This window comes from Pseudomonas sp. Larv2_ips, assembly GCF_963879675.1.
Lineage (GTDB): Bacteria > Pseudomonadota > Gammaproteobacteria > Pseudomonadales > Pseudomonadaceae > Aquipseudomonas.
Genome location: NZ_CAWOAW010000006.1, coordinates 497,899 through 521,007, shown reverse-complemented (window position 1 = coordinate 521,007; position 23,109 = coordinate 497,899). Strand labels below are relative to the sequence as shown.

The 23,109-nt window shown below is 61.3% G+C and carries 22 protein-coding genes; 7 read left to right on the top strand and 15 right to left on the bottom strand.

Going from position 1 to position 23,109, the window contains the following annotated elements; translation table 11 throughout:
* The first annotated feature begins 13 nt into the window (after positions 1–13).
* From AACV02_RS03740 to coq7, 5 genes are all read left to right on the top strand, one after another.
* Entirely contained in the window at positions 14–976 is a 963-nt protein-coding gene (locus AACV02_RS03740) for an NAD(P)H-dependent flavin oxidoreductase (RefSeq protein WP_119737708.1), read from the top strand.
* Between the two features lie 71 nt (positions 977–1,047).
* Positions 1,048–2,013 carry a DUF805 domain-containing protein gene (locus tag AACV02_RS03735; RefSeq protein ID WP_106575494.1) on the top strand — a complete coding sequence of 322 codons (966 nt, stop codon included), beginning with the start codon at positions 1,048–1,050 and terminating at the stop codon, positions 2,011–2,013.
* Between the two features lie 62 nt (positions 2,014–2,075).
* Positions 2,076–2,864: an SDR family NAD(P)-dependent oxidoreductase gene (locus tag AACV02_RS03730; protein ID WP_119737706.1), complete on the top strand. Its 789-nt coding sequence runs from the start codon at positions 2,076–2,078 to the stop codon at positions 2,862–2,864.
* Positions 2,865–2,909: 45 nt separating this feature from the next.
* Positions 2,910–3,248 (top strand): histidine triad nucleotide-binding protein, encoded by a 339-nt coding sequence (locus AACV02_RS03725; RefSeq protein ID WP_106575496.1) that lies wholly within the window; start codon positions 2,910–2,912, stop codon positions 3,246–3,248.
* Between the two features lie 117 nt (positions 3,249–3,365).
* Entirely contained in the window at positions 3,366–4,013 is a 648-nt protein-coding gene (coq7, locus tag AACV02_RS03720) for a 2-polyprenyl-3-methyl-6-methoxy-1,4-benzoquinone monooxygenase (RefSeq protein WP_106575497.1), read from the top strand.
* Between the two features lie 66 nt (positions 4,014–4,079).
* Here the strand turns inward: coq7 and AACV02_RS03715 are convergent, their stop codons facing one another.
* Complete coding sequence (locus AACV02_RS03715; RefSeq protein ID WP_005792019.1) at positions 4,080–4,502, bottom strand: OsmC family protein; 423 nt, start codon at positions 4,500–4,502, stop codon at positions 4,080–4,082.
* A 250-nt stretch (positions 4,503–4,752) separates the two neighbouring features.
* Here AACV02_RS03715 and crp point away from each other — a divergent pair, with 250 nt between their 5' ends.
* Positions 4,753–5,397, top strand: coding sequence for a cAMP-activated global transcriptional regulator CRP (crp, locus tag AACV02_RS03710; protein ID WP_106575498.1), 645 nt, complete (start codon positions 4,753–4,755; stop codon positions 5,395–5,397).
* Here crp and AACV02_RS03705 read toward each other — a convergent pair.
* The 4 genes from AACV02_RS03705 to AACV02_RS03690 form a co-directional block, all read right to left on the bottom strand.
* A complete protein-coding gene (locus AACV02_RS03705; RefSeq protein ID WP_119737704.1) occupies positions 5,394–6,089 on the bottom strand; it encodes a lipoate--protein ligase family protein in 696 nt (231 codons plus the stop codon). The genes crp and AACV02_RS03705 overlap by 4 nt on opposite strands.
* Positions 6,090–6,246: 157 nt before the next feature.
* The gene (gene trpC, locus AACV02_RS03700) at positions 6,247–7,083 is read right to left on the bottom strand and encodes an indole-3-glycerol phosphate synthase TrpC (protein ID WP_106575501.1); all 837 of its coding nucleotides are present in this window, start codon (positions 7,081–7,083) and stop codon (positions 6,247–6,249) included.
* Positions 7,080–8,129: an anthranilate phosphoribosyltransferase gene (trpD, locus tag AACV02_RS03695; RefSeq protein WP_106575502.1), complete on the bottom strand. Its 1,050-nt coding sequence runs from the start codon at positions 8,127–8,129 to the stop codon at positions 7,080–7,082. Before trpD ends, trpC begins: the two co-directional genes overlap by 4 nt.
* Positions 8,130–8,138: 9 nt before the next feature.
* Positions 8,139–8,732, bottom strand: a complete 594-nt coding sequence (locus tag AACV02_RS03690; RefSeq protein WP_119737701.1) for an aminodeoxychorismate/anthranilate synthase component II — start codon at positions 8,730–8,732, stop codon at positions 8,139–8,141.
* A 422-nt stretch (positions 8,733–9,154) separates the two neighbouring features.
* Here AACV02_RS03690 and estP point away from each other — a divergent pair, with 422 nt between their 5' ends.
* A complete protein-coding gene (gene estP, locus AACV02_RS03685) occupies positions 9,155–11,077 on the top strand; it encodes an esterase EstP (protein ID WP_119737699.1) in 1,923 nt (640 codons plus the stop codon).
* A gap of 136 nt (positions 11,078–11,213) precedes the next feature.
* On the opposite strand, the gene trpE is transcribed toward estP, so the two are convergent.
* From trpE to AACV02_RS03635, 10 genes are all read right to left on the bottom strand, one after another.
* Positions 11,214–12,695: an anthranilate synthase component I gene (gene trpE / locus AACV02_RS03680; RefSeq protein WP_106575504.1), complete on the bottom strand. Its 1,482-nt coding sequence runs from the start codon at positions 12,693–12,695 to the stop codon at positions 11,214–11,216.
* 68 nt (positions 12,696–12,763) lie between these two features.
* The gene (locus AACV02_RS03675) at positions 12,764–13,582 is read right to left on the bottom strand and encodes a phosphoglycolate phosphatase (RefSeq protein WP_106575505.1); all 819 of its coding nucleotides are present in this window, start codon (positions 13,580–13,582) and stop codon (positions 12,764–12,766) included.
* Positions 13,579–14,253: a ribulose-phosphate 3-epimerase gene (rpe, locus tag AACV02_RS03670; protein ID WP_106575506.1), complete on the bottom strand. Its 675-nt coding sequence runs from the start codon at positions 14,251–14,253 to the stop codon at positions 13,579–13,581. The genes AACV02_RS03675 and rpe overlap by 4 nt, the downstream gene beginning before the upstream one ends.
* A gap of 84 nt (positions 14,254–14,337) precedes the next feature.
* Entirely contained in the window at positions 14,338–15,486 is a 1,149-nt protein-coding gene (locus AACV02_RS03665; RefSeq protein WP_106575507.1) for an iron-containing alcohol dehydrogenase, read from the bottom strand.
* A 215-nt stretch (positions 15,487–15,701) separates the two neighbouring features.
* Positions 15,702–16,526: an ABC transporter permease gene (locus tag AACV02_RS03660; RefSeq protein WP_028618151.1), complete on the bottom strand. Its 825-nt coding sequence runs from the start codon at positions 16,524–16,526 to the stop codon at positions 15,702–15,704.
* Positions 16,527–16,538: 12 nt separating this feature from the next.
* Positions 16,539–17,771 (bottom strand): ABC transporter permease, encoded by a 1,233-nt coding sequence (locus AACV02_RS03655; protein ID WP_119737696.1) that lies wholly within the window; start codon positions 17,769–17,771, stop codon positions 16,539–16,541.
* Between the two features lie 195 nt (positions 17,772–17,966).
* Entirely contained in the window at positions 17,967–19,007 is a 1,041-nt protein-coding gene (locus AACV02_RS03650) for an ABC transporter substrate-binding protein (RefSeq protein ID WP_119737694.1), read from the bottom strand.
* A gap of 43 nt (positions 19,008–19,050) precedes the next feature.
* A complete protein-coding gene (locus tag AACV02_RS03645) occupies positions 19,051–20,163 on the bottom strand; it encodes an ABC transporter ATP-binding protein (RefSeq protein WP_106575510.1) in 1,113 nt (370 codons plus the stop codon).
* Between the two features lie 269 nt (positions 20,164–20,432).
* Complete coding sequence (locus AACV02_RS03640; protein WP_106575511.1) at positions 20,433–21,062, bottom strand: response regulator; 630 nt, start codon at positions 21,060–21,062, stop codon at positions 20,433–20,435.
* An 18-nt stretch (positions 21,063–21,080) separates the two neighbouring features.
* Positions 21,081–23,075, bottom strand: a complete 1,995-nt coding sequence (locus AACV02_RS03635) for a PAS domain-containing sensor histidine kinase (RefSeq protein ID WP_119737692.1) — start codon at positions 23,073–23,075, stop codon at positions 21,081–21,083.
* Positions 23,076–23,109: the final 34 nt, after the last annotated feature.

Here is a 23,109-nt window from a genome sequence, read left to right as displayed (position 1 = left end):
CGGGGTACCTCCAATGTCGCTGCCCGCTTTGCTTGAACAACGTCTGCGCCTGCCCGTGGTGGCTGCGCCGATGTTCCTGATTTCCAACCCGCAACTGGTACTGGCCTGCTGTCGCAATGGCGTGGTCGGGAGTTTCCCGGCACTGAACCAACGTGAAAGCAGCGGCTTCAAGGCCTGGCTGGAAGAAATCGAAGCGGGCCTGGCGCAGCTGGATTACCCCGCGCCGTATGCCGTCAACCTGATCGTGCACAACAGCAACCCCCGCCTGGAGGCCGATCTGGCGATCTGTGTGGCGCACAAAGTGCCGATCGTCATCACCAGCCTGGGTGCGGTGAAAGAACTGGTCGATGCCGTGCACAGCTACGGCGGTCTGGTGTTTCACGACGTCACCACCCGGCGCCACGCCGAGAAAGCCGCAGAGGCTGGTGTTGACGGCCTGATCGCCGTGGCTGCAGGCGCCGGGGGCCATGCCGGCACCTGGAGTCCGTTCGCGCTGATCGCCGAGATTCGGCAGTTCTTCGACAAAACCCTGCTGTTGGCAGGCTGCCTCAACCATGGCCACGAGATCCTCGCCGCCCAGCTGTTGGGCGCAGACCTCGCCTACTTCGGCACACGCTTTATCGGCACCACTGAAAGCCATGCCCCGGATGCGTATAAAGAGATGCTGCTCACATCGCGTGCCGCCGACATCGTGCACACTCCCGCAGTGTCCGGCGTGCCCGCCAGCTTTATGCGCCAGAGCCTGGAAAACGCCGGTTTCGACCTCGCAGCCTTACAGGGCAAAGGCGAAGTCAACTTCGGCTCCAAGCTCAAGCCGTTGAGCGACGAGGCCAAGGCATGGAAAACGGTATGGTCTGCGGGCCAGGGCGTCGGTGAGATTGACGATCTGCCCGGCGTCGATGAACTGATTGCCCGCCTGGATGCCGAATACCGCAAGGCCCGCGAACAGGCGACACAACTGCGCTGGCCACGCTGATACACTCGCCAGGCCTGCCGATTGAAGCGGGCCGGCAACTCCCCTCCTTTACCAGTGACAAGGATGCCCGCATGAGCGACAACCGTTTCAAGATCGTGTTTGACGGAGCCTTGCTCCCGGGTGTCGAAAGCACCACGGCCAAACTCAACCTCGCCGAGTTGTTCAAGAGCGATGTCGAGTCGATCGAAAAGCTCTTCACCGGACGCCCCGTTGCGCTCAAGCGTGACCTGTCGCGCGCGGATGCCGAGACCTACCTGACTGCGCTGAAAAACGCCGGTGTTGATGCCCGCATCGAAGATGAGCAACCCGTGGCGTTCAGCCTGGCCGAAACCCATGAAACGCAGACCAGCGCCGCTGATTTTTCGCGCGCCGCCGCCTCGCCTTACGCGCCACCCCGTGCAGCCGTGGGGGATAACACCGAGGAATTCGCAACGCTCAAGGTTTTCACCATTCACGGGCGTATCGGTCGCCTGCGCTACCTGGCCTGGACGTTGGTATTGACCGTCGCCATGCTGGTCGCCGCGGGCATTATCAGCACCGCCAGTTTCGCCGTCGCCACCGCCTCGCCAATAGCCGGCGCTATTCTCGGCTCGCTGCTGGGTTTCGCGCTGTTTGTTGCACTCGTCTGGGTCAGCGTGCAAATCGGCGTGCAACGCCTGCACGATCTGGGCTGGTCTGGCTGGCTGTACTTCCTGAACCTGGTGCCCTTGGTGAACAGCGTTTTCCCGCTGTTGCTGCTGGTGCTGCCCGGTAATCCAGGTGCCAACCAATACGGCCCTCCGCCACCACGCAACTCTACTGCGGTGAAGGTGCTGGCTGCCATGTGGCTGGCGTTCATTCCGGTGATGCTCGCCATCCTTGTCACGCTGGGCATGAACGGTTACCTGAATCAATTCGAAGCCAATATGAGCAATAGCTACGAAAGCAGCTCCATCAATGCCGATGACGACACCGATCAAAGCGTCATCGTCGATGAAGAAGACGGCGCGCAAAGTGCTGACGACGCAGCCGAACCTGTAGACTCTCCAGAACAGTGAGAAACGCCCGGCGCCTGTGATGCCTCTGTCACAGGCCCGGCGGCGTTGCGATGGAGAAAGGCATGACCCGTTACGCTCTGATCACCGGTGCCTCCAGCGGCATCGGCCTGGCCTTGGCCGAAGCATTGGCCCGTCGCGGCCGCAGCTTGATTCTGGTGGCCCGCCAGCGTGATCAGTTGGAAAGCATTGCAATCGAATTGACTCAACGCTTTGGCGTCGAGGTGTTGTTTCGCGCCTGCGATCTGGGCGAGCCGCTGCGCCTGTCCGGGTTCCTGCTGGAGCTTGAAGAGGGCGAGCGGCAGATCGACCTGCTGGTCAACTGCGCCGGCATCGGCACCAGCGGACCGTTCCTGGCCCAGGACTGGATGACCGAACAAGACCTGATCGAAGTCAACATCCTGGCCCTGACCCGTATGTGCCATGCCCTGGGCAATGCCATGGCGCTGCATGGCGGCGGGCAGATTCTTAACGTTGCTTCGGTCGCCGCGTTTCAGCCGGGCCCATGGATGAGCAGCTATTACGCCAGCAAGGCGTATGTACTGCACTTCTCCGAAGGGCTGCGCGAGGAGTTGAAGAGCTGTGGCATCAAGGTCTCGGTGCTGTGCCCCGGCCCCACGCGCACAGCCTTTTTTGGTACCGCGCAAATGGACACCGCCAAACTCGACCGCAGCCAACAACTGATGAGCCCGGAAGAAGTCGCGCTTTATACCGTGCGAGCCTTGGAAAGAAACAAAGCCATCATCATTCCCGGGCGGCGCAACCGTTGGCTGGCGTTCAGCCCACGCCTGAGCCCCCGCTGGCTGACCCGCAAGATTGCCGGCGCGATCAACAAGGCCTATTGCCCACGTTGACGGCCTGGGTACACTCCCCTGCACTTTCACAATGGAGAAACAGCTGTGGATACTCTGTTCACCAAGATCATCAACAGGGAAATACCGGCGAAGATCATCTATGAAGATGACCAGGTCCTCGCTTTCCACGATATTGCCCCGATGGCGCCCGTGCATTTTCTGGTCATTCCAAAAAAGCCGATCCGCACCCTCAATGACCTCACCGAAGACGATAAAGCCCTGGCCGGCCATATTCTGTTTACCGCTCAGCGTCTGGCTGTGGAACAGGGCTGCGAGAAAGGCTTTCGCGTGGTGATGAACTGCAATGAAGAAGGCGGGCAGACCGTTTATCACATTCATATGCACGTGCTGGGGCAGCGCCAGATGAACTGGCCACCGGGCTGATCAGCCTTCCTGCAGAGGTCGCGGCCCAGTGCTGCGACTTCATGCCCTTGACTCAACGCAAACGCTTCGCCCTCTCTTGCGGTAAACTGGCCGCCGAGATTCTTCCCGGAGGTCAGCATGACTACCCAACGTCACTACTCGCCGATTGACCGTCTGTTGCTGCAAGCCGACATGGCCATGCGCACGCTGTTGCCGTTCAGCGGCCAACCGTACCGCCCATCGCCCGCAATCGTGCAGCCGGATTCGCAGATGAGCGAGACCGACACCCGCCACGTCGTCGGCCTGATGCGCATCAACCATACCGGCGAAGTCTGTGCCCAGGCGCTGTACCAAGGCCAGGCGCTGACCGCCAAGCTGCCGCAAGTGCGCGCGGCGATGGAACATGCCGCCGAGGAAGAAATCGACCACCTGGCCTGGTGTGAGCAGCGCATTCGTCAGTTGGGCAGCCATACGAGCGTGCTGAACCCACTGTTTTATGGTTTGTCGTTTGGTATCGGCGCTGCTGCCGGCCTGATCAGTGACAAGGTCAGCCTTGGCTTTGTCGCAGCGACGGAACATCAGGTGTGCAAACATTTGGATGAACACCTGGAACAGCTGCCGGCCGAAGACGAAAAGTCCCGGGCCATTCTCGAGCAGATGCGCATCGATGAAGAACACCACGCAGACAGCGCACTGGATGCGGGCGGCTTTCGCTTCCCGGCGCCGGTGCGGTTTGGCATGAGCCTGTTGGCCAAAGTCATGACCAAGAGCACCTATCGCATCTAAGTGCATTGAATCTGACCCACAAAAAAGGGCGCCACACAGGCGCCCTTTTCTTTTGCCGCTTGGCGATCAACCCAACTCGATGATTTCATAATCATGAGTGATTGCCACACCGGCCGCGCCCAGCATGATCGACGCCGAGCAATACTTCTCGGCCGACAGCTCGATGGCACGCTTGACCTGGGCTTCTTTCAGCGCCCGGCCCTTCACCACGAAATGCATGTGGATCTTGGTGAACACCTTCGGGTCTTCAGTGGCGCGCTCGGCTTCCAGGAAGGCTTCGCAGCTTTCCACGGCCTGGCGGGACTTCTTCAGGATGCTGACCACGTCGAAATTGCTGCAACCGCCGACACCCAGCAGGAGCATTTCCATCGGACGTACGCCCAGGTTACGGCCACCGGCTTCCGGCGGGCCATCCATGACCACTACATGGCCACTGCCCGACTCACCGAGGAACATGGCTTCGCCCGCCCATTGGATGCGTGCCTTCATCGCCCAGACTCCACTGCTAAAAAAGGGTCGCCAGCTTAGCACAGGGCCTTGGAACCGCAGCGTCCTGCCTTCAAAGCGATCAATGACAGCGTTTGCTCGGTAAATTCCTTAATCGAGGCAGAATGTGTCTGGTAAGCTGGCGCCAATTCAATGGCGCATTGCCATCCTTTGTACAGCGTGTATCAATGCCGACATCGCTGGATAAAAAAATAAATCCAACCACACCGTGCAGTCTTTTCGGGATACAACCATGGTTGCTCTTACTCCCACACCCAAGATCAAGAATCTCGACAAGCTGCTGATGCATTGCCAGCGCCGGCGTTATCCGGCCAAGCACAACATCATCTGCGCGGGCGAACGTTCCGAAACGCTGTTCTTCATCATCAAAGGCTCCGTCACTATCCTGATCGAGGATGAAGACGGTCGCGAGATGATCATCGCCTACCTCAATACCGGCGATTTCTTCGGGGAACTGGGGCTGTTCGAGCAAGCCGGCAAAGAGCAGGAACGCAGCGCCTGGGTGCGCGCCAAGATTGAATGCGACGTTGCCGAAATCAGTTACGCGAAATTCCGCGAATTGGCCCAGCATGATCCCGACATCCTTTACGCCCTGAGCGGCCAGATTGCCCAGCGCCTGCGCGACACCACGCGCAAAGTCGGTGACCTGGCGTTCTTTGACGTCACCGGCCGCGTGGCCCGTTGCCTGCTGGAGCTGTGCAAGCAACCGGATGCCATGACCCATCCGGACGGCATGCAGATCAAAGTCACGCGTCAGGAAATCGGGCGCATTGTCGGCTGCTCACGGGAAATGGTCGGTCGCGTACTCAAGGACCTGGAAGAGCGCAACCTGGTGCACGTCAAAGGCAAGACCATGGTGGTGTTCGGTACGCGTTAACCCGCCAGGAAGCCGGCCAGCATCTGACGGTACAAGGTATCCAGCCGGCTGATCGCATCCGGCGCGGGAAAGGCTTGATGCAGTGCGATATGGCTGTCGGCACGTACACGCTGGTCGAGGCCGCAGGCTTCATTGAAACGGTTGACGGCTGCAATCAACTCCTCGCGATCGTCATCCAGCAACAGGGCACCGTGCACCAACCCCACCGGGCGGCCGCCGCTCTGTCGCCAGCGCTGGGCGGTACCCACCATCTTGCGACCGTTGAGATTGACGTTGTAACGACCGTCGCAAAACGCACCGTCGATTTCACCGACGGACGCGTCACCGCCCAACTCAATCAATAAGTCGCAGATCGGCTGGCACAAACGCTGGTAACCGGTTTCGATGCGCCCTTGATCGCCTTCGCTGCGTGGCGGCGCGTACACCAGGGCGATATTGACGGTAGCGCCAGACTGCGGCACCGGCTCGCCGCCGGTTTCACGCAGCAGCACCGGCCAACCGGCATCGGCTGATACGCGGCTCGCGACTTCAAACGCGGGCAAGCGGCTCAAGCGACGCGGCATTACCAATGCTTGGTCGCTGGGCTGCCAGAACAGCAGCCCGAACGCTCGCTCGCCAGCGCAAACGGCCGCCAACAGGTCTTGTTCGGCAGCGAGGCCTGCTTCTACGGTCATCGATAGGGGTTGAATCATCAAACACCTACTTCTCTGAATAGACACAAAACTAATGTGGGAGCTGGCTTGCCTGCGATACAGGCACCTCGGTGTATCAGTTACACCCTGGTGATGTTATCGCAGGCAAGCCAGCTCCCACACAAGCCCGCTCCCACATTGTTGACCGCAATCCAAATCAGTCTAATGTGGAGCCGCTGACCGCCACGCCACGCTCAGGGAAGAACAAACGCTGCAGTTCCGCCCCCGGGTTCTCGGCGCGCATAAAGGTTTCGCCCACCAGGAACGAGTACACACCGCTGATTTCCATCAGTTCCACATCGGCGCGGTTGACGATGCCACTCTCGGTGATCACCAGACGGTCGCGCGGAATTCGCGGCAACAGGTCAAGCGTGTTTTCCAGGCTGACTTCAAAAGTGTGCAGGTTGCGGTTATTGACCCCCACCAACGGTGTATCGAGGGTTTTCAGTGCACGCTCCAGCTCATCGCCATCGTGGACTTCCACCAGCACATCCAGGCCAACACTTTTGGCCACGGCTGCCAACTCGGCCATCTTCACGTCATCCAGTGCAGAGACGATCAGCAGTACGCAGTCGGCGCCCAAGGCACGGGCTTCGACGATTTGGTATGGGTCGACCATGAAGTCTTTGCGGATCACCGGCAACTTGCACGCCGCGCGGGCCTGTTGCAGGAACAGGTCGCAGCCCTGGAAGTAGTCGATGTCGGTCAGGACCGACAGGCAGGTTGCGCCGCCCTTCTCGTAGCTCTTGGCAATCTCTTCAGGAATAAAGAGCTCGCGAATCACGCCCTTGCTGGGTGAGGCTTTTTTGATCTCGGCGATGACCGCGGGCTGCTTGTCCTTGGCCTGCTTTATCAGGGCATTGGCAAAACCACGCGGCGCGTCGGCGATCTTCGCTTGAGCTTCCAACTCGGCCAGGCTGACGCGGGCGCGACGCTCGGCGACTTCTTCAGCCTTGCGGGCCAGGATTTTTTCCAGAACGGTCGGAACACTCATCCTTCATTCTCCATCTTGAACACCGCAGTAAAGGCACCCAGTTCTTCGAGCTTCTCGCGAGCGAGCCCGGTGTGCAATGCATCATGTGCGAGGGCCACGCCCTCTTTGAGACTGTAGGCGTGATCGGCGGCATACAGTGCCGCGCCGGCATTGAGCACGATCATTTCGGCAGCTTTCTGGCCGTTTTCCGTTTTGCGACGCCCCAGGGCATCCCGAATCAATTCAAGCGAGGCGGCCGGGCTTTCCACCGAAAGGCCATGCAGGCTCTGGCTTTTCATGCCCAGGTCTTCGGGCTCGACCCAGTACTCGGTGACTTGGTCGTTCTTCAGTTCCGCCACAAAGGTCGGGGCTGCCAGGCTGAACTCGTCCAAACCGTCTTTGGAATGCACCACCAGCACGTGCTTGCTGCCCAGGCGTTGCAACACCTCGGCCAAGGGGCGGCACAGCGCCTGACTGAACACACCCACCACCTGATGTTTCACACCGGCCGGATTCGTAAGCGGGCCGAGCATGTTGAACAGGGTGCGCAGGCCAAGGTCCTTGCGCGGGCCGGCGGCGTGTTTCATCGCACCATGGTGGGATTGAGCAAACATGAAGCCAATGCCGACGCTGTCGATGCAGCGCGCCACTTGTACCGGCGTCAGGTTCAGGTAGATCCCGGCCGCTTCCAGCAAGTCGGCACTGCCGCTCTTGCCAGACACCGCGCGGTTACCGTGCTTGGCCACGGTGCAACCGGCCGCCGCGACCACAAAGGAGGAAGCCGTCGACACGTTGAAGATATTCGCACCGTCACCGCCAGTGCCGACCACATCGACCACGCCGTCGAGGGTCTTGAGTTCGACCTTGTCGGCCAGCTCACGCATCACCGACACAGCGCCGACGATTTCGTCGATGCTTTCGCTCTTCATGCGCATCGCCATCATGAACGCGCCGATCTGCGCGTCGGTGCATTGGCCGGTCATGATCTCGCGCATCACATCGCTCATTTCAGCGGTGCTCAGGTCCAGATGGCCGACGATACGGCTCAGGGCAGTCTTGATATCCATGGAAAGTCCTTAGCGCGTGCCGCCGCTCTGCTTGAGAAAGTTAGCGAACAGCTCGTAGCCCTGCTCGGTCAGGATCGACTCGGGGTGAAATTGCACCCCTTCGATATTCAGTGTCTTGTGGCGCAGGCCCATGATCTCATCGACCGAACCGTCTTCCAGCTGGGTCCAGGCGGTCAGCTCCAGGCACTCGGGCAGGGTCTCACGCTTGACTACCAGCGAGTGGTAGCGGGTGACCGTTACCGGCAGGTTCAGGCCGTGGAAGACGCCCAGGTCTCTATGGAACACCGGGCTGGTTTTGCCATGCATCACCTGGCGCGCGCGAATCACATCACCGCCAAAGGCCTGGCCAATGGACTGGTGGCCCAGGCACACGCCCAGGATCGGCAACTTGCCAGCGAAATATTTGATCGCTTCCAGGGACACACCGGCTTCGGTCGGCGTGCAAGGGCCTGGCGAAACCACGATGCGCTCCGGGTTCAGGGCGGCGATTTCGGCGACCGTCAGTTCGTCATTGCGCACGACCTTGACCTCGGCACCGAGCTCGCCCAGGTACTGCACAACGTTGTAGGTAAAGGAGTCGTAGTTATCAATCATCAGCAACATGTGGGTTCAAACCTCTTGAATTCACTGATTTCGAATGACCGCCTTCCGAGAGTGACCCGCTGCCAGACGCACGTTCCGGTTGCCAGGGTTAGCCGGCAAGGGGCGTCAAAACAACGGGTGAAGAAGGCAAATCGGTACAGGTCCGGCCAAGCCGGCAGAGAAAAATGTCAGGCGCGCCAACGCCAACGGGCGTGTGCCTTGACTACTCGCATCAAGAGTTTGCTGATGATCAACACGGGGAGGGTCTCATTCATACGTTCAGGCACAGTAACGTAGCCTCGCCAGCGGTGCAATATGGAGCCGCGAATACGGGGTAAACACGACGAAATCTTTATAGGAAAAAACTGTTTTCTTCACAGAGAACCCTCACTACATTGCTAGTGTTTCGCTTCCGATACAAAAACAACTAAATGGAATTTTGCATGTTCAGACCTCCGTTTTTCGCACCGCTTGCCGGCTGCCTCTTATCACTGGCCTGCGCGCAGGCGTTCGCAGCCTCCTCACCGTATTCAACCATGGTCGTTTTCGGCGACAGCCTGGCCGATGCCGGTCAGTTCCCCGATGGTTCCAATGGCGCCACGCTACGCTTTACCAACCGCACCGGGCCGACCTTCCAGGGCGATTACGGCCTGGTTTCGTCGACTTTGCTCGGTTCCCGGCTGGGTGTTGCGCCAAACGACCTGAATGCCTCCACCTCGCCGGTTCGCGCGGCGCAAGGCTTGCCCGACGGCAACAACTGGGCAGTCGGCGGCTACCGTACCGACAACATCCTGGATTCCATTACCTCGGTCTCCAACGCGGCGATTCCGCCTGGCAACCCCGGTGGCGGTACGGTGTTGCGCAGTCGCCAGGGTTATCTGCCGGCAAACGGCGGGCGAGCCGACCCCAACGCGCTGTATTTCCTGTCCGGTGGCGGCAATGACTTCCTGCAAGGCCGCGTCCTCAGCCCAGGCCAGGCTGTTGCCGCCGGCGGGCGCCTGGCCGACAGTGCCCAAGTGCTGCAACAGGCCGGCGCGCGGTACATCATGGTGTGGATGCTGCCCGACCTGGGCCTGACTCCAGCCATCAACGGCACGCCGCTGCAGGCGTCGAGTTCGGCCCTGAGCAACCTCTTCAACCAGTCACTGGTGCAGCGCCTGTCTCAGATCGATGCGCAGATCATCCCGTTGAATATTCCGCTGCTGCTCAATGAAGCCTTCGCCAACCCGGCCCGCTTTGGCCTGGCGACCGGACAAAACCTCACCGGTACCTGTTTCAGCGGTAACAGCTGCACCGCCAACCCGACCTACGGCATTGGCGGCACCAGTCCGGACCCGACCAAGCTGATCTACAACGACTCGGTCCACCCCACCATCGCCGGGCAACGCTTGATCGCCGACTACGCCTATTCACTGCTTGCGGCGCCGTGGGAGCTGACCTTGCTGCCGGAGATGGCCCAAGGCACGTTGCGCGCCCATCAGGACGAACTGCGCAACCAATGGCAGGCGGACAACGGCAAGTGGCAAGCCGTCGGCCAATGGCGTGCCATCGTGGCCGGTGGCGGCCAGCGCCTGAACTTCGATGATCAAAACAGCTCGGCCAAAGGCGACGGCAGTGGCTACAACCTGAATGTCGGGGGCAGCTACCGGCTCGACGAAAACTGGCGCGTAGGCGTGGCAGCCGGCCTGTATCGGCAGACGCTTGAAGCCGGCGCCAGCGATTCGGACTACAAGCTCAACAGCTACATGGGCACCGCTTTCGCCCAATACCAGCAAAACCATTGGTGGGCGGACGCGGCGTTGACCGGCGGCAAACTGGACTTCGACAGCCTCAAGCGCAAGTTCGCCCTGGGCGTCAGCGAAGGCTCCGAAAAAGGCGACACCGACGGCTGGCTCTGGGCCCTCAGCGGCCGCGTGGGTTACGACATTGCCGGCGCCGGCAGCGACTGGCACCTGTCACCGTTCGTCAGCGCCGACTATGCGCGGGTCGAGGTCGATGGCTATTCGGAAAAGGACAGCCGCTCCACCGCACTGACCTTTGACGATCAACAACGCGACTCCAAGCGCCTGGGCGTCGGCTTGCAGGGCAGCTATCGCGTCACGCCGCAAACCCAGGTGTTTGGCGAAGTGGCCCACGAGCATGAGTTCGAAAACGACACACAGAGAGTGAAGATGTCGCTCAACAGCGTGCCAGGGATCGATTTCAAGCTGGACGGCTACACGCCACGCAGCAATTCGGATCGCTTGAGTGTGGGCGTCAGCCACAAGCTGACCCAGGAGCTGGCGTTACGGGCGGCGTATAACGTGAGCAAGGATGACAATTTGACCCAGCAAGGGGTGAGTGTGGGGGTGAGTCTGGATTTCTAAACTGCTTGTAAGATCAGCGAAAAACCAATGTGGGAGCGGGCTTGCTCGCGAAGGCGGTGTATCAGCGACACATCCAGTGACTGACACTCTGCCTTCGCGAGCAAGCCCGCTCCCACAGTTGGATCTACATCTGGCTTTAGTTTTGCGGGGTTTGCTCAGCCAACGCCACCGCCCGGAACATCGCACGGCGCTTGTTCAGGGTTTCTTCCCATTCCAGCGCCGGCACCGAGTCGGCCACAATCCCGCCACCCGCCTGCACATGCAGCTCACCGTCCTTGATCACCGCCGTACGAATCGCAATCGCGGTGTCCATGTTGCCGTTCCAGGCGAAATACCCCACGGCGCCGCCGTACACACCACGCTTGACCGGTTCGAGTTCGTCGATGATCTCCATCGCGCGAATCTTCGGCGCGCCCGACAAGGTGCCCGCCGGCAGAATCGCGCGCAGCGCGTCCATGGCGGTCAGGCCTTCCTTCAGCTCGCCGGTAACGTTGGAGACAATGTGCATCACGTTGGAATAGCGCTCGATGACCATCTTCTCGGTGAGCTTTACCGAGCCGATTTCCGAGACGCGGCCGGTGTCATTGCGGCCCAGGTCGATGAGCATCAAGTGCTCGGCGATTTCCTTGTCGTCGCTCAGCAGGTCTTCTTCCAGCGCCAGGTCGGCCTCTTCGGTCGCGCCGCGTGGGCGAGTGCCGGCGATTGGGCGCACGGTGATCAGGTTGTCTTCGACGCGCACCAGCACTTCCGGCGAACTGCCCACCACGTGGAAGTCGCCGAAGTTGAAGAAGTACATGTACGGCGTCGGGTTGAAGCAACGCAGCGCGCGGTACAGGTCAATCGGTGCGGCCTTGAAGTCGATGGACATGCGTTGCGACGGCACTACCTGCATGCAGTCACCGGCGAGGATGTATTCCTTGATGGTATCCACCGCGCGCTCGTAATCATCCTGAGTAAAGCTGGAGCGGAACACCGGGTCGGCAGCCGGTGGACGGCTGAGGTCCAGGCCACGGCGCGGGGTGATCGGCTGGCGCAGTTTTTCCAGCAAGGCTTCAAGGCTGGCCTGGCCTTGCTCGAAGGCATCGGCCTGGGAAGGATCCGCCAGCACAATTGCGTGCATTTTGCCGGCGAGGTTGTCGAACACCACCACCGCGTCGGAGACCATCAGCAGAATGTCCGGTACGCCTAGCGGGTCCGGGTTCGGGCATTTGCCCAGGCGTTTTTCCACGTAGCGCACGCAGTCGTAGCCGAAGTAACCCACCAGGCCACCGTTGAAGCGCGGCAGGCCGGCGATGGTCGGCACGTTGTAGCGCGCCTTGAAGGCCTCGACGAAGGCCAGCGGGTCTTCAACGTCGTGGCTTTCGATCTCGACGCCATCGAGCGTGATGCTCACATGATGGTCGTGCACCCGCAGCACCGTGCGACACGGCAGGCCGATGATCGAGTAACGGCCCCACTTCTCCCCGCCTTGTACCGATTCCAGCAGGTAGGAGTTGGGCTCGTCGGCCAGTTTCAGGTAGATCGACAGCGGCGTATCGAAGTCGGCCAGGGTTTCGCAGGCCAACGGGATACGGTTATAGCCGGCAGCGGCCAAACGCAGGAATTCTTCGCGGATCATGAGGTGCCTCGTGGCTTGAGGGTCAAACGGTCAGGTGTGCAAACGTGCCGCAGCGCGGCCAGGATCAGTCAGGCGCGCCAACGCCAGCGGGCCAGGGCCTTGATGACTTTCATCCAGAGTTTGCGAGTGACCACCACGATGGGGTTTCCAGAAGGGGTTGATTCGATGTCGGGCAACGTTATCTCAGCGCCCGCTCCCAAGCAACCGGGGATTAACAGACGCAGGTCATCAATCACCAGCGCCGGCGCTTCTTCGGCAATCGGTCGGCCGTGGTTATAGCCGTAACTGAGCGCCACGCACTGCACGCCCGCAGCTTTGGCGGCCAGCACATCACTGCGCGAGTCACCGACAAACAACGACTGGGAGGCCGGGATATTGGCCATTTTCATCACGAAGAACAGCGCCGCCGGGTCGGGTTTTTTCTGCGGCAACGTATCGCCACCGATGATCCAGCGGAAGTAACGGCCGATCTTCATGTGATCCAACAACGGCGCGACAAAACGCTCCGGCTTGTTGGTGATCAGGGCCATTTCCACGCCCTGTTTGTGCAGCCACTTGAGCGTGTCGCGTACGCCGGGGTAAACCACACTCAGCTCGTGGCCGTTTTCATAGGCCGCGTTGAACAACTCCAGGGCGTGCTCAGCCTCCACATCATCGACACCTTCGGCATCGATGTTGTTGGCCAAGGCCCGGCGCACCAGCATCTGCGCGCCGTTGCCGACCCACATGCGTACCGACTCGATCCCTGCAGGCTTGCGCCCCAGCTTGAGCAGCATCTGGTCCACCGCCGCTGCCAGGTCCGGCACCGAGTCGATCAAGGTACCGTCCAGATCGAACATCACCAGCCGTGGCAGCTTGCCGGGGAACAGCTGCTCAAAGCCGCTCATGGACGCGCCAGCGCCAGTTCGGCACGCATCGTGTCGATGACGGCCTGGTAGTCCGGCGCATTGAAGATCGCCGAACCGGCCACAAAGGTGTCGGCGCCGGCGGCAGCGATTTCACGGATATTGTTGACGTTGACCCCACCGTCGATTTCCAGGCGGATGTCACGGCCCGACGCATCGATCAGCGCGCGGGCTTCACGCAATTTGTTCAGGGTGCCGGGGATGAATTTCTGCCCGCCAAAGCCTGGGTTGACGCTCATCAGCAAGACCATGTCGACCTTGTCCATCACGTACTCGAGCACGCTCAGCGGAGTGGCCGGGTTGAACACCAGGCCTGCCTTGCAGCCGCCTTCGCGGATCAGTTGCAGGGTGCGATCGACATGCAGCGTGGCTTCCGGGTGAAAGGTGATGTAAGTCGCGCCGGCCTCGATGAAGTCACCGACAATGCGGTCCACCGGGCTGACCATCAGGTGCGCATCGATTGGCGCGGTGATGCCGTACTTGCGCAGCGCCGCGCAGACCATCGGGCCGATGGTCAGGTTGGGCACGTAGTGATTGTCCATGACATCGAAGTGCACGAAGTCGGCGCCGGCGGCCAACACCTTGTCCACTTCTTCACCCAGGCGGGCGAAATCGGCGGAGAGAATCGATGGAGCGATAACGAAGGGCTGCATGACGCACCTTTTTTGAGCTAAATCACGATGGCGCGCATTGTATACCTCATGCTTTGCTGCGCGCACCGTGACCTAACTCAACGGTTAGTAAGCCGCCCGGTAGATTTTCTCGATATCCGCCGCGCTGAGCTTGCGCGGGTTGTTGCGCATCAAGCGTTCAATGCCCGCTGCTTCCGTGGCCATGGCAGGGATCGCGTCCTCGGGAACCCCGAAGCTGCGCAGGCCTGCCGGGATCTCCACTGCAGCGCACAGTCGCGTCATCGCCTCGACAGCCTGGTCGGCGGCATCGTTGACACTCAAGCTGCTGACATTCACGCCCATGGCCTGGGCAATGTCCTGCATGCGCTCCACACACGCCAATTTGTTCCAGTGCATCACATAGGGCAGCAACAGCGCGTTGCTCACGCCGTGGGCGATATTGAAACGCCCGCCCAGCGGGTACGCCAGGGCGTGCACGGCGCCGACCCCGGCATTGCCGAAGGCCATGCCGGCCATCAGGCTGGCGGTGGCCATGTCGTCGCGGGCCTGCAGATTGGCCGGGTTGGCGTAGGCTTTGGGCAGCGCGTTGGCGATCAGCTTGATCGCGCCAATCGCCAGGGCGTCGGTGATCGGCGAGGCATTCAGCGACAGGTAGGATTCGATGGCATGCACCAACGCGTCCACGCCACTGGCGGCGGTGACACTGCGCGGGCACGTGAGGGTCATTTGCGGGCTGATCAGCGCGACATCCGGCAGCAAGTAATCGCTGACGATGCCCTTTTTCAACTGTGCCGCCTTGTCGGATAGGATCGCCACATTGGTCACCTCCGAGCCGGTGCCGGCCGTGGTCGGGATGGCAATCAGCGGCGGGCCTTTGCGCGGCACCTGGTCGACGCCGAACAAATCCGCCAGCGCGCCGTGATAACCGGCATAGGCCGCGACGCTCTTGGCAATGTCGATGGCACTGCCACCGCCCACGCCGATCAAGCCGTCATGCCCGCCTTCGCGGTACACGCGCATGCAGTCTTCGACGATGGCGATTTCCGGGTCGGGCAGCACGCGGTCGAAAATTTCATAGGTACGCTCGCCCACGTGTTCGAGCGCCAGCGCCACGGTGCCGGACTTGACCAGCGCGGCGTCGGTGACAATCAGCGGGTTATCCACATCCAGGCGCGTGAGCTCAAAGGCCAGCTGTTCGATGGCGCCAGCGCCGGTCAGCAGTTTGTGGGCGATCTTGAATGAGGAAGTACTCATGTGCGCGGCCTCTTATTAATGATGGGCTGGCACAAGAGTAGCTGGGTATTTTGGGTTGCCTAGCATTCAGGGTCTGAATGGTTATTCCCGACTCAACACATAACCAATGTGGGAGCGGGCTTGCTCGCGAATGCGGTCTATCAGTAACACATACACTGACTGACCTACCGCATTCGCGAGCAAGCCCGCTCCCACATTTTGATCTCCTCTGGGTTTTAGACCTGGGCGGTACGCAGTTTTTCGCTACGGCCGCGCAGCCATTCAAGCGTCAGCAACAGCAGCACCGAGAAGGCAATCAACAGCGTGGCCGCTGCAGCAATCGTCGGGCTGAGGTTTTCGCGGATGCCGCTGAACATCTGCCGCGGCAAGGTCGCTTGCTCAGGGCCGGCAAGAAACAGCGTCACTACGACCTCGTCAAACGAGGTGGAAAAGGCAAACAGCGCCCCGGAAATCACCCCCGGCGCGATCAGCGGCAAGGTGACCCGGCGGAACGCGGTCAGCGGCGAAGCGCCCAGGCTGGCCGCCGCCCGCACCAGGTTATGGTTAAAGCCCTGCAACGTCGCCGACACGGTGATGATCACAAACGGCACGCCCAGCACCGCGTGCACCACAATCAACGAGAAGAAGCTGTTGCCCAGCCCCAACGGCGCAAAGAACAAGTAACTGGCCACACCGATGATCACCACCGGCACCACCATCGGCGAAATCACCAGGGCCATCACCAGCGCCTTGCCGGGGAAATTGCCGCGCGTCAGGCCAATCGCCGCCAGCGTGCCGAAGACCATGGCCAGCACCGTGGCGGCCGGGGCGACGATGATGCTGTTCTTCAGCGCGCGCATCCATTCGGCCGAGGCGAAGAAATCCTGATACCAGTGCAGCGAGAAGCCTTGCAGCGGGTACACCAGGAAACTGCCGCTGTTGAACGACAGCGGGATAATCACCAACACCGGCAAAATCAGAAACAGCAGGATCAAGCCGCACAGGATCCGCAAGCTGTAGAACCACACCCGCTCCACCGGTGACATATAAGGGCTCAGCATCGCAAGGTCTCCTCAGCTCAGGCGCAGGCGACTGGCGCCCACCAACCGGTTATAGATCAGGTACAGCACCACAGTCGCCAGCAGCAACAAACCGCCCAAGGCCGTGGCCATGCCCCAGTTGATGCTGGTGTTGGTGTAGAACGCGACGAAGTAGCTGACCATCTGGTCGTTCGGGCTGCCGAGCAGCGCCGGGGTGATGTAGTAACCAATCGCCAGGATGAACACCAGCAGGCAACCGGCGCCCACCCCGGCGTAGGTCTGCGGGAAGTACACGCGCCAGAAGCTGGCGAACGGGTGGCAACCCAGAGAAATCGCCGCGCGCATGTAGGTGGGCGAGATGCCTTTCATCACGCTGTAGATCGGCAGAATCATGAACGGCAACAGGATGTGCACCATCGAGATGTACACCCCGGTGCGGTTGAACACCAACTCCAAAGGCTGATCGATCAGGCCCATGCCCATGAGTGCGCTGTTGATCAGCCCGCCGGACTGCAGCAACACGATCCACGCCGCCACCCGCACCAGAATCGAGGTCCAGAACGGCAGCAGCACCAGGATCATCAGCAGGTTGCTTTTACGGGCCGGCAGGTTGGCCAGCAGGTAGGCCAATGGATACGCCAGCAGCAGGCAGACAAAGGTGATCACCAGGCCCATCCAGAACGTGCGGGCAAAGATGTCCAGGTAGATCGCCTGATCAGGCGTGGCCGGGGCCACTTCGCCGAGGTCGTCGATGCGGTGATCGACCGCCGCCAGCAGGTAGTACGGCGTAAGGCTGCTGGTGTTGCGCCGGATCGCCTGCCAGTACGCCGGATCGCCCCAGCGTTCGTCGAGGCTTTCCAGCGCTTCTTTATAAGAGCCAGGCGCTTCGGTAAACGGCAGCGCCCGCGCGGTTTTGGTCAGCAGGCTACGGTAGCCGGCCAGTTCCATGTTCAAGCGTTTGGACAGGTCGCCCAAGGTCTGGTTTTTGCGCGCTTCGCCCAGGTCTTCGCTGAGCGCCTGGTAGACCGGCTCTCCCGGCAGACCACGACCGTCCCAGGTCTTGACCGCCACCACGGTACGCGGCAAACCGCCTACCACTTCCGGGTTGCCGACGCTCTTGTAGAGCAGCGCAACAATCGGCACCAGAAACACCAGCAGCAAAAACAGCACCAGTGGCGCAATCAAGGCCTGGGCCTTCCAGCGGTTGAGCCGCTCGGCTCGCGCCAGGCGCTGCTTGAGGGTGGGGCTGGGAATGGCGATAACCATGGCAAACTCCGGAATTTGAAATGAAAGCACTCTGCCCAACACAGCGAATCTCACATGGGAACGGGCTTATGTGGGAGCGGGCTTGCTCGCGAATGCGGTGGATCAGTCGCCTCAAGTGTTGACTGTCACACTGCATTCGCGAGCAAGCCCGCTCCCACACTTACCGGTTCCCACAGGATTTAGCGGTGTTGCTGGTTACTTGGCCGCCCACGAATTGAAGCGCTGCTCCAACTGCTCGCCGTTATCCGCCCAGAAGCTCACATCGATCTGCACCTGGTTGGCGATGTTTTCCGGCGTGGTCGGCATGTCTTTGAGCACATCCTTGGCCAGCAACGGCACGGCCTGGGTGTTGGCCGGGCCGTAGGCGATGTTTTCCGAGTAGGTCTTCTGCTGCTGCGGCTGTACCGAGAAGGCGATGAACTTCTTCGCCGCTTCGGCGCGGTCCTTGGCCAGACCCTTGGGAATGGCCCAGGCATCGAAGTCGTAGATGCCGCCGTTCCACACCACTTTCAGGTTGCTTTCTTTTTGCACGGCAGCAATGCGGCCGTTGTAGGCCGAGCTCATCACCACGTCACCCGAGGCGAGGTACTGCGGCGGTTGTGCGCCGGCCTCCCACCACTGGATCGACGGCTTGAGCTCGTCGAGCTTTTTGAACGCGCGGTCCTGGCCATCTTTGCCGGCCAGCACTTTGTACACGTCCTTCGGCGCCACGCCATCAGCCATCAAGGCGAATTCCAGGGTGTACTTGGCGCCCTTGCGCAGGCCGCGCTTGCCCGGGAATTTCTTGGTATCCCAGAAATCCGCCCAGCTGGTCGGTGCAGTGGTCAGCTTGTCGGCGTTGTAGGCCAGCACGGTGGACCACACAAAGAAGCCCACACCGCACGGCTGGATCGCGCCCTTCACGTAGTCCGCGCTATTGCCGAACAGCTTGGGGTCGAGGGGCTCGAACATGTCTTCGTCGCAGCCACGGGACAGTTCCGGCGATTCCACTTCCACCAGGTCCCAGGACACGCTCTTGGTGTCGACCATGGCTTTGACCTTGGCCATTTCACCGTTGTACTCACCGGCGACGATCTTGCCGTTGCCCGCGCTTTCCCACGGTGCGTAGAAGGCTTTGACCTGGGCCGCCTTGTTCGCGCCGCCAAAGGACACGACCGTCAGGTCCGGGCCTGCCATGGCCTGTGTCGCGCCCATCAAGCCGATGACCAGGGCGGAATATTTAAGGGATCTCAACATTGTTGTTCTCTCCACGTGCAGGGTTGGTGAAGCCATGGGGCGATTAATTCGCCTCTAGAAGTGGATCGAGCGCGCGAACGTGCTCGACTTGCCAGCCAATCGGTACCACGTCGCCGACCGCCAGGGCTGGGTCCAGCTCGGCAATCGGTTGTTTCACAAAAAAATCGGTCTTGCCGCAGACTTCCAGGCGCACACGCACGTGGTCGCCCAGGTAGATAAATTCCGCCACTCGCCCCGAGAAGCGGTTCACGCAGGATTCGCTGGAGCCATTGAGGCTGACGCGCTCCGGGCGTACCGACAACGTCACCGGCCCGCCGAGCTGGCCGACATTCACCGCCAGCGCCTCGACCTTTTCACCGCGCGCCAGCTCCACCACGCAACGCTCGCCTGTGTGGCTGTGCAGGCGGCCATTGAGGCGATTGTTCTCGCCAATGAAGTTGGCCACAAAGGTGTTTTTCGGTTCTTCGTACAAGGTGCGCGGCGCGGCAATCTGCTGGATCTCGCCCTGGTGGAACACCGCCACGCGGTCGGACATGGTCAGCGCTTCGCCCTGGTCGTGGGTCACGTACACCACGGTGACGCCCAGGCGCTGGTGCAGGTGCTTGATCTCCATCTGCATGTGTTCGCGCAGTTGCTTGTCGAGGGCGCCGAGGGGTTCGTCCATCAGCACCAGTTGAGGTTCGAACACCAGCGCTCGCGCCAAGGCCACGCGCTGTTGCTGGCCGCCGGAGAGTTGCGCCGGGTAACGCTGGGCGAAGGCATCGAGCTGGACCATGCTCAGCACCCGTTTGACCCGCTCGCTGACGTCGGTCTTGCTCAAGCCGCGCACCGACAGCGGGAAGGCCAGGTTCTCGGCGACGGTCATGTGCGGGAACAGCGCGTAGTTCTGGAACACCATGCCGATGTCGCGTTTGTGCGGCGGCACGTTGTTGATGGAGCGCCCGGCCAGCAGGATTTCCCCTGCAGTCGGGGTCTCGAAACCGGCGAGCATCATCAGGCTGGTGGTCTTGCCTGAACCAGACGGCCCGAGCAGGGTGAGGAACTCGCCCTTGCGAATCTCCAGGTTGAGGTCTTTGACGATCAGGTTCTCGCCGTCGTAGCTCTTCTGCACGCCACGAAAGCTGACCAGCACATCATTTGAATCCACCTCGCTCATACCCACACCTTTTGTTTTGGACGGCTGTGGCACAAGCGTAGTCCAGGCGCGAGGCCCCGGAAATCGGGGGCCAGGAGAGATTTGCATCAGCAGGATGGAAGGTTCGGGGTAGGGATTGCCCTACACCGATGGCGGGGATGGGACAGGGCCGCTACAAGGGGCTGGCTACAAGCGGCAAGAATGGGCGCGGCGGTATTTTCGCGGTGTCGTTATTGGGCATGCCGCCTGCCACCGATCATTCTCACGCTGCGCGTGGAAATCATCATGGGTCACAACAGTTTGTGTTCCATGGCGTACTTCACCAACTCAGCCAATGAGGTGATGTTGAGCTTTTGCATCAACCGCGCCTTGTGGGTGCTGATGGTCTTGCTGCTCAGCGCCAACTGCTGGGCGATGTCATTGACGTTAGCGCCCTGGGCCAGGCGCTCGAACACCGAGAACTCACGCTCCGACAGCAGCGAATGCAGCGGCCGCGCGTCGGTGAGGCCGACCTCAAAGACCATGCGGTCGGCCAGGTCCGGGTCGATGTAACGCCCGCCCGCCGCGACTTTGCGAATCGCCGTCAGCAGCAGCGCCGGATCACTGTCCTTGGTGGCGTACCCCGCCGCGCCGACTTTCAAGGCGCGGGCGGCCATCTGCGCTTCATCGTGCATCGACAGCACCAGAATCGCCGGCGGATTGTGCAGCGCGCGGATGCGCGCAATCGCTTCCAGGCCATTCACGCCGGGCATCGAGATATCCAGCAACACCACCTCGCACGCGACATGGCGCAAGGTCTCCAGCAATTGCTCGCCATTGCTGGCCTCGCCGACCACCAGCAGGTCTTTGGCCAGGCCGATCAATTGCTTGATGCCTTCACGGACGATGGTGTGGTCTTCGGCTACCAATACGCGAATCACAGGGGCTTCCTCTTGTGGTTATGCATCCAACGGCACCGTGACACTCAAGGTGGTGCCCTCCCCCGGTTCGCTGTGCAGGCTCAGTTGCCCGCCCATCATCAGCACGCGCTCGCGCATGCCGACGACGCCAAAGGAGACCGGCCGGCCCTGGGTTTCGACGAACCCGACGCCGTCATCGCTGATGGTCAGCCGCAGGTCGGCGCCCTCCACGCTCAAGGTCAGCTCGACAGTATGCGCCTGGGCATGGCGCATCACATTGGTCAGCGCCTCCTGCAGGATGCGGAACAGGCCGATGGCCTTGGCATCGCTCAGGGCCGGCAGGTTTTCCGGGACTTGTACCAGGCAGGGGATGTGGGTGCGGGCCTCGAAGCGCCGGGCTTGCCATTCGATGGCCGAAGCGATGCCGGCGTCAAGAATCGGCGGGCGCAGCGCGGTCGCCACATCGCGTACGAGCTGGAACAACTGCGCGATCAGGCGCTTCATGCTGTTCAAGCGCTCGTTCAGGCCTGGGTCCAGTTGGGCATAGGCCAGCTCGCACATCGAGGTTTCCAGCTTGAGTACCGTGAGCATCTGCCCGAGTTCGTCGTGCACCTCACGGGCGATACGCGCCTTTTCTTCTTCGCGCACGGTTTCCAAGTGGGCCGACAGCTCGCGCAGTTGTGTTTCGCTTTGCTGCAAGGCGGCCACATAACGGCGGCGCTCGGTGACGTCATTCAGGTAGACCACCAGGTATTCGGCATCGGCAAAGCGCAGGAAACTCAACGACACGTCGGCCGGCAGGATGCTGCCGTCGGCGCGCACGCAATCGGTCGCGAAGGTTTGCGGGCCTTCCTCGCTGGCACGCGCGCGCTTCCACACATTGAGCCAGCGGTCCATGTTCAGGGTCGGGTCGAAATCGATCAGCGGTCGCTCGATCAGCGCGCCCGGCCCATAGCCCAGCATGGTTTCGGCGGCGCGGTTGGCGTAACGCACATGGCTGTCCCAATTGACCCACAGGATGCCGACGGTGCTTTGATCGATGGAGAACTGCGTCAGGCGCAAGGCCTCGGCGCCGGCAGCGCGTGCGGCACTTTCTTCACGGGCAGCCAGCAGGTGATGTTCGAGCACGCGCTGGTGACGGCGCTGCCAGAACACCATCGCGAGGCTGGCGAGCAAAAACATCGCCAACAGCAGGCTGAGGTTTTGCCACAGGCCCGGCGATTGTGTCAGTTGCGGGTATTTAGGTTGCAGCCAGCGGCTGTGCAATTGGTCGAGGTCGCGGGCCGGTATCGCGCGCAACGCGCTTTGCATGATGCCCGCCAGCTCCGGCCATTCGCGGCGGGTGGCCACGCGCAGCAATTGCGGCAAGCCGATGTCGCCGACCACCGTCAGCCCGGCAAACTCGGCCTCACCGGACAAGCGGCTCAATTGCGCCTCATCCACCACGGCATAACGCGCCTGCTGGCTCACCAGCAATTGCAGGGCCTGGCGCTCCATGGGCACGCCTTGCAGGTTGAGGTTGGGATAGTTGCTGCGCAGGTAATCGGCCACCGTGCTGGGCATGCGTACGGCAACGCGAGAAAGCTCGTCGAGTTTTTCCAGCTCTACCGCGCCGCCGCCTTCGCGGATGCCGACGATAGGCTGGGGCACGCGCATATAAGGGTCGCTGAATAACCACAGGCGCAAGCCGGCCGGTGTTTGCTGCAGGCCGGGGGCGATATCCACCTCGCCGTCGCGCACAGCAGCGTCCAATTGCTCCTGGCTGGGGAAGTTGCGCCAGGTCAGCTCGATGTTCAGCGCCTTGGCCAACCACTGCATCAGCTCGACATTGGCCCCGGACAAGCGCTGCAGGCGCCGATCGTATTGCGCGTACGGCGCCTGCAATACCAGGCCCACGCGCAGCTCCGGATGCTGGGCCAGCCACTCACGCTGCTGCGCATCAAGCGGCGCCTGCGGTATGGCAGGCGCAGGCGCAGCATTCGCCATCAAGGCAAAGCACAAACCGCCGATAACCAGCAGACAGCGAAAACCCATGATCCACGTCTCACATCACTGACAAATACTGGCC

What these genes read in the sequence shown, in the direction of transcription:
- AACV02_RS03655 (WP_119737696.1), bottom strand. Translation starts at nt 17,771, where the DNA reads ATGGTTATCGCCATTCCCAGCCCCACCCTCAAGCAGCGCCTGGCGCGA.
- AACV02_RS03730 (WP_119737706.1), top strand. Translation starts at nt 2,076, where the DNA reads ATGACCCGTTACGCTCTGATCACCGGTGCCTCCAGCGGCATCGGCCTG.
- AACV02_RS03690 (WP_119737701.1), bottom strand. Translation starts at nt 8,732, where the DNA reads ATGTTGCTGATGATTGATAACTACGACTCCTTTACCTACAACGTTGTG.
- coq7 (WP_106575497.1), top strand. Translation starts at nt 3,366, where the DNA reads ATGACTACCCAACGTCACTACTCGCCGATTGACCGTCTGTTGCTGCAA.
- AACV02_RS03665 (WP_106575507.1), bottom strand. Translation starts at nt 15,486, where the DNA reads ATGAGTACTTCCTCATTCAAGATCGCCCACAAACTGCTGACCGGCGCT.
- trpC (WP_106575501.1), bottom strand. Translation starts at nt 7,083, where the DNA reads ATGAGTGTTCCGACCGTTCTGGAAAAAATCCTGGCCCGCAAGGCTGAA.
- trpE (WP_106575504.1), bottom strand. Translation starts at nt 12,695, where the DNA reads ATGATCCGCGAAGAATTCCTGCGTTTGGCCGCTGCCGGCTATAACCGT.
- AACV02_RS03650 (WP_119737694.1), bottom strand. Translation starts at nt 19,007, where the DNA reads ATGTTGAGATCCCTTAAATATTCCGCCCTGGTCATCGGCTTGATGGGC.
- AACV02_RS03735 (WP_106575494.1), top strand. Translation starts at nt 1,048, where the DNA reads ATGAGCGACAACCGTTTCAAGATCGTGTTTGACGGAGCCTTGCTCCCG.
- AACV02_RS03660 (WP_028618151.1), bottom strand. Translation starts at nt 16,526, where the DNA reads ATGCTGAGCCCTTATATGTCACCGGTGGAGCGGGTGTGGTTCTACAGC.
- crp (WP_106575498.1), top strand. Translation starts at nt 4,753, where the DNA reads ATGGTTGCTCTTACTCCCACACCCAAGATCAAGAATCTCGACAAGCTG.
- trpD (WP_106575502.1), bottom strand. Translation starts at nt 8,129, where the DNA reads ATGGATATCAAGACTGCCCTGAGCCGTATCGTCGGCCATCTGGACCTG.
- AACV02_RS03635 (WP_119737692.1), bottom strand. Translation starts at nt 23,075, where the DNA reads ATGGGTTTTCGCTGTCTGCTGGTTATCGGCGGTTTGTGCTTTGCCTTG.
- AACV02_RS03715 (WP_005792019.1), bottom strand. Translation starts at nt 4,502, where the DNA reads ATGAAGGCACGCATCCAATGGGCGGGCGAAGCCATGTTCCTCGGTGAG.
- AACV02_RS03645 (WP_106575510.1), bottom strand. Translation starts at nt 20,163, where the DNA reads ATGAGCGAGGTGGATTCAAATGATGTGCTGGTCAGCTTTCGTGGCGTG.
- rpe (WP_106575506.1), bottom strand. Translation starts at nt 14,253, where the DNA reads ATGCAGCCCTTCGTTATCGCTCCATCGATTCTCTCCGCCGATTTCGCC.
- AACV02_RS03675 (WP_106575505.1), bottom strand. Translation starts at nt 13,582, where the DNA reads ATGAGCGGCTTTGAGCAGCTGTTCCCCGGCAAGCTGCCACGGCTGGTG.
- AACV02_RS03705 (WP_119737704.1), bottom strand. Translation starts at nt 6,089, where the DNA reads ATGATTCAACCCCTATCGATGACCGTAGAAGCAGGCCTCGCTGCCGAA.
- AACV02_RS03740 (WP_119737708.1), top strand. Translation starts at nt 14, where the DNA reads ATGTCGCTGCCCGCTTTGCTTGAACAACGTCTGCGCCTGCCCGTGGTG.
- estP (WP_119737699.1), top strand. Translation starts at nt 9,155, where the DNA reads ATGTTCAGACCTCCGTTTTTCGCACCGCTTGCCGGCTGCCTCTTATCA.